Below are 12508 nucleotides of genomic sequence, written 5' to 3'. Positions count from 1 at the left end.
TTCACGCCGCCGAGCACCGGCACGCCGGCGATCTCGTCGATGAAGCGGATGCAGCGGGTGCACTGGATGCACCGGGTCATGAAGGTCTCGATCAGCGGCCCGAGATACTTGTCGGTGACCGCGCGCTTGCCTTCGGTGTAGCGGCCGCGGTCGAAGCCGTAGGCCACGGCCTGGTCCTGCAAGTCGCACTCGCCGCCCTGGTCGCAGATCGGGCAGTCGAGCGGATGGTTGATCAGCAGGAACTCCATGATGCCGCGGCGGGCATCGCGGACCAGATCGGTGTTGGTCTTGATCACCATGCCGTCGCCGGCCGGCATCGCGCAGGACGCGATCGGCTTCGGTGACTTCTCCATCTCGACCAGACACATGCGGCAGTTCGCCGGCACCGAGAGCTTGTCGTGAAAGCAGAAGCGCGGCACTTCGATGCCGAGGCGCTCGCAGGCCTGCAGCACCGATGTGCCCGGCTCGACCTCGATCTCGACCCCGTCAATCGTCAGCTTGGGCATCGGTGCGTTCCTATTCCGCAGCTTCGCGGCGATGGGCACGGTCGCGGTGGTCGCGGATCCGCTCTTCCATCTCATCGCGGAAATGCCGGATCAGCGCCTGGACCGGCCAGGCCGCCGCGTCGCCCAGGGCGCAGATGCTGCGGCCGTCGATCTGCTTGGTGACCTGGAGCAGCATGTCGATCTCGTCCGACCGCGCGTTGCCGGTGACCATGCGCTGCATGATCCGGTACATCCAGCCGGTGCCCTCGCGGCACGGGGTACACTGGCCGCAGCTCTCATGCATGTAGAAGCGCGACAGGCGGGCCACCGCGTAAATCACGTCGGTCGACTTGTCCATGACGATCAGGCCAGCCGTGCCGAGCGCCGACTTGGCCTCGCGCAGCGCGTCGAAATCCATCAGGACGGTGTCGCAGACATCCTTCGGCAGGATCGGGGCGGAGGAGCCGCCGGGGATCACCGCCTTCAGGTTGTCCCAGCCGCCGCGCACGCCGCCGCCGTGGCGCTCGATCAGCTCCCGCATCGGGATGCCGAGCTCTTCCTCGACATTGCAGGGCTGGTTCACATGGCCGGAGATGCAGAACAGCTTGGTGCCCTGGTTCTTCGGCCGGCCGATGCCGGCGAACCAGGCGCCGCCCCGGCGCAGGATCTCGCCGACGACGGCGATGGTCTCGACATTGTTGACCGTGGTCGGGCAGCCATAGAGGCCCGCGCCCGCCGGGAAGGGCGGCTTGTTGCGCGGCTGGCCCTTCTTGCCCTCCAGGCTCTCCAGCAGCGCCGTCTCCTCGCCGCAGATATAGGCGCCCGCGCCGCGATGCAAATAGAGGTCGAAGTCCCAGCCGGTGCCGGCCGCGTTCTTGCCGAGCAGGCCTGCGTCATAGGCCTGGTCGATGGCGACCTGCATGTTCGAGGCTTCGCCGTAGAACTCGCCCCGGATGTAGATGTAGCAGGCGTGCGCACCCATGGCGAAGGAGGCCAGCAGCGCGCCTTCGATCAGCCGGTGCGGGTCGAAGCGCAGGATCTCGCGGTCCTTGCAGGTGCCCGGCTCCGACTCGTCCGCGTTGATGACGAGGTAGCTCGGGCGGCCGTCCTTGCTCTCCTTCGGCATGAAGGACCACTTCATGCCGGTGGGGAAGCCCGCGCCGCCGCGGCCACGCAGGCCGGAAGCCTTGACCTCGTCGATGATCTTGTCGCGGCCGAGATCGACCAGCGCCTTGGTGTCGCTCCAGATGCCGCGGCGCTTGGCGCCTTCCAGGCCCCAGTCGTCCCAGCCATAGAGATTGGTGAAGATGCGGTCTTCGTCGCGCAGCATCACTTCTCTCCCGTATCCGTGGTGCCCGAGTGGCCGCCGCTCGGCTCGACCTTCTGGACCGGCCTGCCCTTCTTCTCGGGCTCCGCGTCGCCGCGATGGGCGCCTGGCGAGGCCTCGGCCTGGGCCGCGACCTCATGCGCCGGCGGCGCGCTGCCGGCGGGCGTCGGATCCGGCTGATCGCCCTTGGCGCCATCAGCAACCGGCGCGGCCGAGGCCGGGACCGCCGGGCGATGGCCCGGCCGCATGGCCAGCAGCGTGGTCGCGCCGGACAGGGCCTCGGAGTTGGTGCGGCCGTTCTGTGGGCCCGGCGTGGTCTGCTGCCCGGCCTTCAACGCGTCGATCAGCGCGACCGTCTTGTCGTAGTCCAGGTCTTCGTAGAAATCGTCGTTGATCTGGACCATCGGGGCGTTGACGCAGGCGCCCAGGCATTCGACCTCGAGCACGGAGAACTGGCCGTCCTCGCTGGTCTCGTGGTTGCCGCAGCCGGCCTTGTCCTGCAGCGCCCGCATCACGTCGCCGGAGCCGCGCAGCCAGCACGGGGTGGTGGTGCAGACCTGGAAGAAGTGGCGGCCGACCGGCGCCTTGTTGAACATGGTGTAGAAGCTGGCGACCTCGTACACCCGGATCCGCGGCATATCGAGCAGGTCCGCGACATGGTCCATCGCCACCCGCGGGATCCAGTTGTGGTGCTGGCGCTGGGCGATGTCGAGCAACGGGATCACCGCGCTCTGCTGCTTGCCCTCGGGGTATTTGGCGATGATGTGCTTCGCCCGCTCGAGATTCTCCGCCGTGAAGGCGAATTCCTTCGGCTGCTCAGCCTCCGGCGCGATGGACACGGCGCTCATCGGTCGATCTCCCCGAACACGATGTCCTGGCTGCCGATGATCGCGACCGCATCGGCCAGCATGTGGCCGCGGCTCATGAAATCGAGCCCCTGCAGATGGGCGAAGCCCGGGGCGCGGATACGGCAGCGATACGGCCGGTTGCTGCCATCCGCGATCAGGTCGACGCCGAAGTCGCCCTTCGGCGCCTCGACCGCGGCATAGGTCTCGCCGGCCGGGACGTGATAGCCCTCGGTGTAGAGCTTGAAGTGATGGATCAGCGCTTCCATCGAGCGCTTCATCTCGGCGCGCGGCGGCGGCGACACCTTGCGGTCGGTGGACTTCACCGGCCCGTCTTTCGGCATCTGCTCCAGGCACTGCCGGATGATGCGGTTGGACTGGCGCATCTCCTCGATCCGCAGGAGATAGCGGGCGTAGCAGTCGCCGGTCAGGCCGACCGGGACGTCGAAGTCCATCCGGTCATAGACCTCGTAGGGCTGCGACTTGCGCAGGTCCCAAGAGACGTTCGAGGCGCGCAGCATCACGCCGGAGAAGCCCCAGGCCTTCGCCTCCTCGGTCGTCACGATGCCGATGTCGACCAGGCGCTGCTTGAAGATCCGGTTGTCGGTCAGCAGCGTCTCGAGATCGTCGACGAATTTGGGGAAGCGCTCGGTGTAGGCCCAGATGTCGTCGGCCAGGCCGGCCGGCATGTCCTGGGCCACGCCGCCGGGCCGGAAGTAGTTGGCATGCAGCCGGGCGCCCGACACCCGCTCGTAGAACTCCATCAGGAGCTCGCGCTCCTCGAAGCCCCACAGCGACGGCGTGACCGCACCGACGTCGAGCGCATAGGTGGTGATGTTCAGCAGGTGGTTGAGGACGCGGCCGATCTCGGAGAACAGCACCCGGATGTACTGCGCCCGCTCCGGCACCGTGACGCCGAGCAGCCGCTCCACGGCCAGGGCGAAGGCGTGCTCCTGGTTCATCGGCGCGACGTAATCCAGGCGATCGAAATACGGCGTCGCCTGCATGTAGGTCTTGTATTCGATCAGCTTCTCGGTACCGCGATGCAGCAGCCCGATATGCGGATCGGCCCGCTCCACCACTTCGCCGTCCAGCTCCAGCACCAGGCGCAGCACGCCGTGGGCCGCAGGGTGCTGCGGCCCGAAATTCATGGTGTAGGGCTTGATCTGGGTCTCGACCATGATGCTTACGCCTTGGGCTCGTTGAGCGCGACCTTCTCGTCACCCGGCAACACGGGTGCGGGACCTGGCCGCGTCATGCCCTCCCAGGGGCTCAGGAAATCGAAGCTGCGGAAGTCCTGGGTCAGCTTCACCGGTTCGTAGACCACCCGCTTCTGCTCGGAGTCGTAGCGGACCTCGACATAGCCGGTCAGCGGGAAATCCTTGCGCAGCGGATGCCCCTCGAACCCGTAATCGGTGAGGATGCGGCGCAGATCGGGGTTGTCGGCGAAGAAGATGCCGTACAGGTCCCAGGCCTCGCGCTCGAACCAGGTCGCTGCCGGGAACACGCCGGCGGCGGAGGGCACCGGGGTGTCCTCGTCGGTCGCGACCTTCAGCCGGATCCGCCGGTTAAACCTGAAGCTGAGCAGGTGGTAGACGACCTCGAAGCGCTCCGGCCGGCTGGGATGGTCGGTGCCGCAGAGGTCGGTCAGCTGCTCGAACAGGGTCTCCGGCGCGTCGCGCAGATGGGTCAGCACCCGGATGATCGCGTCGCGATGGACCGTCAGTGTCAGCTCGGCCGTCGGCGAGACCTCATGGGTCAGCACGCCGTCGCCCAAGGCCGCGGCCAGCGCGGTTCCGAGGTCGCTCAGTTCCTGGATCGATGCCATGTCGGTTCCGGCCCTTCAGCGGATGATCCGGTTGCCGCGCCGGATCTTCTTCTGCAGCTGCATGATGCCGTAGACCAGGGCCTCGGCGGTCGGCGGGCAGCCCGGGACATAGATGTCGACCGGGACGATGCGGTCGCAGCCGCGCACCACCGAGTAGGAATAGTGGTAGTAGCCCCCGCCATTGGCGCAGGAGCCCATCGAGATCACCCAGCGCGGCTCCGGCATCTGGTCGTAGACCTTGCGCAGGGCCGGGGCCATCTTGTTGGTCAGGGTGCCGGCGACGATCATCACGTCGGACTGGCGCGGGCTGGGCCGCGGGATGACGCCGAGTCGGTCGAGATCGTAGCGCGGCATGTAGGCGTGGATCATCTCCACGGCGCAGCACGCCAGGCCGAAGGTCATCGGCCACAACGACCCGGTGCGCGCCCAGTCGATCAGCGAGTCGAACTTGGCCAGCAGGAAGCCCTTGTCCTGGACCTCGGCATTGGCGGCCCGAATCACCGCGTCCTGGTCCGCACCCGGCGGGATGGGCAGGCCCACGCCGACCGGATCGGTCGGCTGCGTGACGCTCACTCCCATTCCAGCGCTCCCTTCTTCCACTCGTAGACGAAGCCGACGGTCAGGACCCCGAGGAACACCACCATCGACCAGAAGCCGAACATGCCGATCTTCCCGAGCGAAACCGCCCAGGGGAACAGGAAGGCCACTTCCAGGTCGAAGATGATGAACAGGATCGAGACCAGGTAGAACCGGACGTCGAACTTCGACCGGGCGTCGGCGAAGGCATCGAAGCCGCACTCGTAGGCCGACAGCTTCTCGCTGTCCGGGTTCTGCTTGCCGACGACCAGGGACGCGCCGACCGCGGCGCCCGCGATCACGATGGCGATCGCCAGGAAGACCAGGATGGGAAAGTATTCCGACACTAGAGAGGTGGTCATCGCTCTACCCGTCACACGTGGAGCCTGCACGATCACGATCGGCAGGCGCTCCACCCCAAGACCTTTCTTCGTCGGGAAGGCCGTCAATGGCGGCGCCCTTCTCGGCGCGGCCTTTATAGGCCCGCATGTCGGACGAGAGAAGCGAATTTCCGCCACAATCTTTAATTGCGAATGGTTATCAACCGCATGATTTTGCTGGGATCTTTCCGCTTTGCAATTGGGGCAGGAACGGCCCGTCAGGAGCGGAATCCAGATATGCCGAAAGCCACGACGCGTCGTCCGAAGACGAAGCCGGCGTGGCGCAAATATCGATGAAGTCGTGAGGGGAAGTGGCGCGAGTGACGGGACTTGAACCCGCGGCCTCCGGCGTGACAGGCCGGCGCTCTAACCAACTGAGCTACACCCGCGCAGGGTGCCGTCGCGATCCATCGGGCAGGCTGGGCAAAAGACCCAGAGCCCGGAACCGGTCCGGAAAATTAGAAGTGGCGCGAGTGACGGGACTTGAACCCGCGGCCTCCGGCGTGACAGGCCGGCGCTCTAACCAACTGAGCTACACCCGCATCTGGCCGCGCATCTCGCGGCGAGGCGCTTGAAATACCCACTCCACCGGGGGCTGTCAACACAATTGCCCTGAGGTGGAGTGGGAATTTCCGGGCCGCCGCGCCGGCGGGCCCGAAGGCCGTGGCAAGGGCCGCCACGGCGGGAAAATGGTGGGCGATGACGGGTTCGAACCGCCGACAGTCGGTGTGTAAAACCGATGCTCTACCAGCTGAGCTAATCGCCCGCGGACCATTGGTGGTCCAAACATGAAACGGCCGGTCGGGCCTGGGCGCCGACCGGCCGATTCAAAGCAATGCCGCGAAGGCTGCGCTTACTTCTTCTTGCCGCCGGTGCTGTTGACGGAGTCCTTGAGGCCCTTGCCGGCCTTGAACTTGACCTGCTTGGAAGCGGCAATCGCGATGGTCTCGCCAGTCCGCGGATTGCGGCCTTCCGAAGCGGCACGCGCCGCGACGGCGAAGGTGCCGAACCCAACGAGGCGGACTTCCCCCCCCTTCGTCAACGTCTTGGTGACACCATCGATGAAGCTGTCGATGGCGTTGCCGGCATCGGCACGCGACAGACCGGTGCTTTCCGCGACGTGTGCGACGAGATCGTTCTTGTTCACGTGTCGGCCTCCTTCAGGCTCTGTGTTAGGTCGTCCCGGCGGGTTTGCCGGATACAGGCTAGGTTACACTCCATACCGACAACCGTTCGATGCGCCCTCTCTCGACACCGAAACGTCACGAAATCTAAGCGTATCAGGGAAACACGGTCAATCGTTGGCGGCCTTGAAACACATGGAAATCAGCCAAGTTCCAAGGCCGCCACGTTCCCTCAGTGACGGATCACCGCTTCGTCGTCCCCATCGCCGGGAACACGGGCGATGTCATCCGTATCCGGCTCCTTCCACTCGATCGGTTCCAAAGGACGCACCAGGGCGTTCTTCAGCACTTCCTCGACGTCGGCGGTCGGCAGGATCGTCAGCGCCTTCTTGACCGACTCCGGCACATCCGCAAGGTCCTTTTCGTTGTCCTTGGGGATGATGACCGTCTTGATTCCGGCCCGGACGGCGGCCAACAGCTTCTCCTTCAACCCGCCGATCGGCAGAACCCGCCCGCGCAGCGTGACCTCACCGGTCATCGCCACGTCATGGCGGACCGGATTGCCGGTCAGCGCCGAGACGATCGCCGTCACCATGGCGACACCGGCCGACGGCCCGTCCTTCGGGGTCGCCCCCTCCGGCACGTGGACGTGGATGTCCCGCTTGGCGAAGATCGTCGGCTTGATGCCGAAGGACACGGCCCGGGCCTTGGCGAAGCTCTCCGCCGCCTGCACCGATTCCTTCATCACGTCGCCGAGCTTGCCGGTGGCCACCACCCGGCCGCGGCCGGGGACGGGCACCGCCTCGATCGTCAGGATCTCGCCGCCGACCTCGGTCCAGGCCAGGCCGGTGACGACACCGACCATGTCCTCGAGCTCCGTCTCGCCGTGGTGGAACTTTCGGATGCCGGCGTACTTCTCAAGATCGGCCGGGGTGACGACGATCTTCTTGGTGTCGCTCGACAGGATCTCGCGCACCGCCTTGCGGGCCAGGCTCGCGATCTCACGCTCCAGGCTGCGGACGCCGGCTTCGCGGGTGTAGAAGCGAACCAGGTCCAGCAGCGCCTCGTCGGTCAGCGCCCACTCGCCCTTCTTCAGGCCATTGGCTTCGGCCTGCTTCGGGATCAGGTGGCGCTTGGCGATCTCGACCTTCTCTTCCTCGGTGTAGCCGGGGATACGGATGATCTCCATGCGGTCCATCAGCGGCTGCGGCATGCGCAGGCTGTTGGCGGTGCAGATGAACATCACGTCCGACAGGTCGTAGTCGACCTCGAGGTAGTGGTCGCTGAAGGTGCTGTTCTGTTCGGGGTCCAGCACTTCCAGCAGGGCCGAGGACGGATCGCCGCGATAATCGGCGCCCAGCTTGTCGATCTCGTCGAGCAGGAACAGCGGGTTCGACGACTTCGCCTTCTTCATGCCCTGGATGACCTTGCCGGGCATCGAGCCGATATAGGTCCGCCGATGGCCGCGGATCTCGGCCTCGTCACGCACCCCGCCCAGCGACATGCGGACGAAGTTGCGGCCGGTGGCCTTGGCGATCGACTTGCCGAGCGAGGTCTTGCCGACGCCGGGCGGGCCGACGAGGCACAGGATCGAGCCGCGGATCTTGTTGGTCCGCTGCTGCACGGCGAGATATTCGAGGACGCGCTCCTTGACCTTCTCCAGGCCGAAATGGTCGTCGTTCAGCACCTGCTCGGCGTGGGCCAGGTCCTTCTTGACCTTGGTGCGGACCTTCCACGGAATCGACAGCATCCAGTCGAGGTAGTTGCGGACCACGGTCGATTCGGCGGACATCGGGCTCATGGAGCGGAGCTTCTTCAGCTCAGCCATGGCCTTGTCGCGGGCTTCCTTGCTGAGCTTGACCTTGTTGATCCGCTCTTCCAGCTCGGCCGCCTCGTCGCGTCCGTCCTCGCCCTCGCCCAGCTCCTTCTGGATCGCCTTCAGCTGCTCGTTCAGATAGTACTCGCGCTGGGTCTTCTCCATCTGGCGCTTCACGCGGCTGCGGATGCGCTTCTCGACCTGGAGGACGCCGATCTCCCCCTCCATGAAGCCGTAGACCTTCTCCAGCCGCTCGGTGATCGAGGCGATCTCGAGGATCTGCTGCTTCTCGGGGATCTTCAGCGACAGGTGTGCGGCGATGGTGTCGGCCAGCTTCGAGCCGTCCTCGATCTGGTTGACCGAGACCAGCACCTCCGGCGGGATCTTCTTGTTGAGCTTGATGTACTGCTCGAACTGGGTGACCGCGGCACGGCCGAGGGCTTCGATCTCCTGCGCGTCGCTGGAGACGTCGTCGAGCGGCTCGACCTGCGCCTGGAAGAAATCCGGATTGTCGGCGTAGCGCACGATGCGCGCGCGCCGCACGCCTTCGACCAGCACCTTGACGGTCCCGTCCGGCAGCTTCAGGAGCTGCAGCACCGTCCCGATCGTGCCCACATCGAAAATCTCTTCGGGATTCGGATCGTCCTGCGAGGCGTTGCGCTGGGTGACCAGAAGGATCTGCTTGTCCTCCTTCATCACGTCCTCAAGCGCGCGCACCGACTTCTCGCGGCCGACGAACAACGGCACGATCATGTGCGGGAAGACCACGATGTCCCGTAACGGCAACACCGGATACAGCGTGTCTTTGTTCAGGTTCAACATGTGCTCTGCCTTGGTGGAGTGGGCAGCGGCCCGAGGAGCGGCGCCGCGCCGGCGCCGGACGGAAGAGACCCGGCGCGCCCAGTAAACGTGGCGATGACCGGAGGCCGTTCAAGGGACGGGAATGCTGCAGCCCTCATGATCCAGTCACAAGAGCGCAATCGGGCCACAGTGGCAAGCCAAAGGCGGCCATTTCCGCCCAGTACGAAACGAAACAGCCGATGTCCGGAGACATCGGCTGCCACGTCGGTCAGGATCTGTCCGCAGCCCCGTCGTCAGGCGCCGGGAGCGCGGTCCTGCTGTTTCTCCGCGTAGATCAGCAGCGGCTTGGCGCGGCCATCGACCACCTCGCGGTTGACGACGATCTCGACCACACCGTTCATGCTTGGCAGGTCGTACATCGGCTCGAGCAGGATGCTCTCCATGATGGAGCGCAGGCCGCGCGCGCCGGTCTTGCGCTGGATGGCGCGGCTGGCGATGCCCTTAAGCGCATCCTCGGTCAGCGAGAGATGGACATCCTCCATCTCGAACAGCCGCTGATACTGCTTCACCAGCGCGTTCTTCGGCTTGGACAGGATCTCGATCAGCGCCTCGGAGTCGAGGTCGTCGAGCGTCGCCACAACGGGCAGGCGGCCGACGAATTCCGGGATCAGGCCGAACTTCAGCAGATCTTCGGGCTCGACTTCGCTGAAGATCTCGCCGGTCGTCCGCTCTTCCGGGCCGCGCACATCGGCGCCGAAGCCGAGCGAACTGCCCCGTCCGCGCGACGAGATGATCTTCTCCAGGCCGGAGAAGGCACCGCCGCAGATGAACAGGATGTTGGTGGTGTCGACCTGCAGGAATTCCTGCTGCGGATGCTTGCGCCCGCCCTGCGGCGGCACGGAGGCGACGGTGCCTTCCATGATCTTCAGCAGCGCCTGCTGCACACCTTCGCCCGACACGTCCCGCGTGATCGACGGGTTGTCGGATTTGCGGCTGATCTTGTCGACCTCGTCGATGTAGACGATGCCGCGCTGCGCCCGCTCGACATTGTAGTCGGCGGCCTGCAGCAGCTTGAGGATGATGTTCTCGACATCCTCACCGACATAGCCCGCCTCGGTCAGGGTCGTCGCATCGGCCATGGTGAAGGGCACGTCGAGGATCCGCGCCAGGGTCTGGGCCAGCAGCGTCTTGCCGCAGCCGGTCGGACCGATCAGCAGGATGTTCGACTTCGCGAGTTCGACCTCACCGGTCTTCTGCCCGTGCGCCAACCGCTTGTAGTGGTTGTGCACGGCGACGGAGAGGACCTTCTTCGCGTGCTCCTGGCCGATGACATAGTCATCGAGGACCTTGCGGATGTCCTTCGGTGTCGGAACCCCGTCGCGATTCTTGACCAGAGTGGTCTTGTTTTCCTCGCGGATGATATCCGTGCACAGCTCGACGCACTCGTCGCAGATGAACACAGTCGGGCCCGCAATCAGCTTGCGAACCTCGTGCTGGCTCTTGCCGCAGAACGAGCAATAGAGCGTGTTCTTCGAGTCACCGCCTGGGGTCTTGCCCATCACTGCCTCACTTCCGCATCCGCGATACCGACCCGCGTGCCCCTGGCGCACAGGCCGGGATGCGGTTGCTTCCAGATGGCGGCGATTCCGCCCGGCGACAAGATCATCCCGTCGCAAGGCAGATCCGCAGCATCATCTATCAAGATAGCGCCCTTCGCCCCGGACCGGTAGGGCTGCGGACAAAGAGATCGATTATTCGGCAACGGTCGGGCGCCGATCCACGACAGCGTCGACGATGCCGAAGCCCTTGGCTTCCTCGGCCGACATGAATTTGTCGCGGTCCATCGACGATTCGATCGACTCAAGGCTCTGACCGGTGTGCGTGACGTACACGTCGTTGAGGCGGGCGCGCAGCTTCAGGATCTCGCGCGCCTGGATCTCGATGTCCGAGGCCTGGCCGCGGGCGCCGCCCGAGGGCTGGTGCACCATGATCCGGCTGTTCGGCAGGGCAAACCGCTTGCCCGGCGCGCCGGCTGCCAGCAGCAGCGACCCCATCGAGGCCGCCTGGCCGATGCAGACCGTCATGATCTTCGGCTGGATGTACTGCATGGTGTCGTAGATCGCCATGCCCGCCGTGATCACCCCGCCCGGCGAGTTGATGTAGAAGGCGATGTCCTTCTTCGGATTCTCGGATTCGAGAAACAGGAGCTGGGCGCAGACGAGGCTCGCAAGCTCGTCATAGATCGGCCCGGTCAGGAAGATGATCCGCTCCTTCAGGAGACGGGAGTAGATGTCATAGGCGCGCTCGCCCCGGTTGGTCTGTTCCACGACCATCGGAACCAGGGCGTTCATGCTCAGCTGATACGGAGGCATTCCGTTCCTCGAAGGCTCGCGCGGGCCAGCAGGGCGCCGCGGCTCTTCCCTACATTAGGGGAGTGCCGCGGCGCGCGGCAACCTATCAAGCGTCGGTTGCGATTTCGGCAGGCTTGGTTTCGCCCGCCTCGTCCTCATCCGGGTCGCGCGCCAGCTCTTCCGGCGTCACGATGGTGTCGTTGACCTTGATCTTCCCGAGGATCACGTCGACGACCTTCTCCTCGAACAGCGGCGCCCGCAGATTCTCGATTGCCTGCGGGTTCTTGCGGAAAAAGTCGACGACCTGCTGCTCCTGGCCCGGATAGCGGCGGGCCTCGGCGATCAGGGCGCGATTCAGCTCTTCCTGCGACACTTCGACATTCTCGGCACGGCCGATCTCGGCGAAGAGCAGGCCGAGGCGCACGCGGCGCTCGGCGATGCCGCGGTACTCGGCCTTCAGCTCGTCTTCCGGCTTGTTCTTGTCCGGGTTGTCCTCGGCGCCGGTCTCGATCGACTGCTGCACCTGCTTCCAGATCTGGTCGAATTCGAGATCGACCATGCCCTGCGGCACGGCGAAATCGACCAGCTCGGCCAGCTTGTCGAGCAGCTTGCGCTTGGCACGCAGGCGCGAGATCCGGCCGAACTCCTGCTCGGTCTGGCCCTTGATGGCGCCGCGCAGGCCTTCGAGGTCCTCGAAGCCTAGCTCCTTGGCGAACTCCTCGTTCACCTCGGGCACCACGCCCTTCTCGATCGACTTGATGTCGACCTCGAAGGCCGCCGGCTTGCCGGCATGCTCGGGGCTCGGATACTCCTCGGGGAAGCTCAGCGTCACCGTGAGGTGCTCGCCGGCCTTCTTGCCGATCAGCTGCTCTTCGAAGCCGGGAATGAAGCGGCCCGAGCCGAGCTCCAGCCGGTGATCCTTGCCGGACATCTCCTCGCTCGGCGCGGCGCCGTCGAGGCTGCCTTCGAAGTCGA

12 protein-coding genes and 3 tRNA genes are annotated in these 12508 nt (G+C 65.4%); all 15 read right to left on the bottom strand.

Annotated elements, in window-relative coordinates:
- A partial coding sequence (locus AC3XYG_RS03900) for an NADH-quinone oxidoreductase subunit G (protein WP_489138499.1) occupies positions 1-506 on the bottom strand: 506 nt, incomplete at its 3' end.
- A gap of 10 nt (positions 507-516) precedes the next feature.
- The gene (gene nuoF, locus AC3XYG_RS03895) at positions 517-1815 is read right to left on the bottom strand and encodes an NADH-quinone oxidoreductase subunit NuoF (RefSeq protein WP_489138498.1); all 1299 of its coding nucleotides are present in this window, start codon (positions 1813-1815) and stop codon (positions 517-519) included.
- Entirely contained in the window at positions 1815-2660 is an 846-nt protein-coding gene (gene nuoE / locus AC3XYG_RS03890; protein ID WP_489138497.1) for an NADH-quinone oxidoreductase subunit NuoE, read from the bottom strand. The genes nuoF and nuoE overlap by 1 nt, the downstream gene beginning before the upstream one ends.
- A complete protein-coding gene (locus AC3XYG_RS03885) occupies positions 2657-3838 on the bottom strand; it encodes an NADH-quinone oxidoreductase subunit D (protein WP_489138496.1) in 1182 nt (393 codons plus the stop codon). Before AC3XYG_RS03885 ends, nuoE begins: the two co-directional genes overlap by 4 nt.
- A gap of 5 nt (positions 3839-3843) precedes the next feature.
- Entirely contained in the window at positions 3844-4485 is a 642-nt protein-coding gene (locus AC3XYG_RS03880; RefSeq protein ID WP_489138495.1) for an NADH-quinone oxidoreductase subunit C, read from the bottom strand.
- Positions 4486-4500: 15 nt separating this feature from the next.
- Positions 4501-5064: a NuoB/complex I 20 kDa subunit family protein gene (locus AC3XYG_RS03875; protein ID WP_489138494.1), complete on the bottom strand. Its 564-nt coding sequence runs from the start codon at positions 5062-5064 to the stop codon at positions 4501-4503.
- The gene (locus tag AC3XYG_RS03870) at positions 5055-5423 is read right to left on the bottom strand and encodes an NADH-quinone oxidoreductase subunit A (RefSeq protein WP_489138493.1); all 369 of its coding nucleotides are present in this window, start codon (positions 5421-5423) and stop codon (positions 5055-5057) included. The genes AC3XYG_RS03875 and AC3XYG_RS03870 overlap by 10 nt, the downstream gene beginning before the upstream one ends.
- A 330-nt stretch (positions 5424-5753) precedes the next feature.
- Positions 5754-5830 (bottom strand) — tRNA-Asp (locus tag AC3XYG_RS03865).
- 76 nt (positions 5831-5906) lie between these two features.
- Positions 5907-5983: transfer RNA gene (locus AC3XYG_RS03860), tRNA-Asp, on the bottom strand.
- Between the two features lie 148 nt (positions 5984-6131).
- Positions 6132-6207 (bottom strand) — tRNA-Val (locus AC3XYG_RS03855).
- An 87-nt stretch (positions 6208-6294) separates the two neighbouring features.
- Positions 6295-6588: an HU family DNA-binding protein gene (locus AC3XYG_RS03850; protein ID WP_489138492.1), complete on the bottom strand. Its 294-nt coding sequence runs from the start codon at positions 6586-6588 to the stop codon at positions 6295-6297.
- A 209-nt stretch (positions 6589-6797) separates the two neighbouring features.
- Positions 6798-9203 (bottom strand): endopeptidase La, encoded by a 2406-nt coding sequence (gene lon / locus AC3XYG_RS03845; protein WP_489138491.1) that lies wholly within the window; start codon positions 9201-9203, stop codon positions 6798-6800.
- A 272-nt stretch (positions 9204-9475) separates the two neighbouring features.
- The gene (gene clpX / locus AC3XYG_RS03840; protein ID WP_489138490.1) at positions 9476-10741 is read right to left on the bottom strand and encodes an ATP-dependent Clp protease ATP-binding subunit ClpX; all 1266 of its coding nucleotides are present in this window, start codon (positions 10739-10741) and stop codon (positions 9476-9478) included.
- A gap of 192 nt (positions 10742-10933) precedes the next feature.
- Positions 10934-11554 carry an ATP-dependent Clp endopeptidase proteolytic subunit ClpP gene (clpP, locus tag AC3XYG_RS03835; RefSeq protein ID WP_489138489.1) on the bottom strand — a complete coding sequence of 207 codons (621 nt, stop codon included), beginning with the start codon at positions 11552-11554 and terminating at the stop codon, positions 10934-10936.
- An 85-nt stretch (positions 11555-11639) separates the two neighbouring features.
- Positions 11640-12508: trigger factor (tig, locus tag AC3XYG_RS03830; RefSeq protein ID WP_489138488.1), on the bottom strand; the 869-nt coding region annotated here is incomplete at its 5' end.

Source organism: Inquilinus sp., assembly GCF_057815775.1.
The sequence above is the reverse complement of the archived record's forward strand: the minus strand, read 5'-3'. Positions and strand labels throughout refer to the sequence as shown.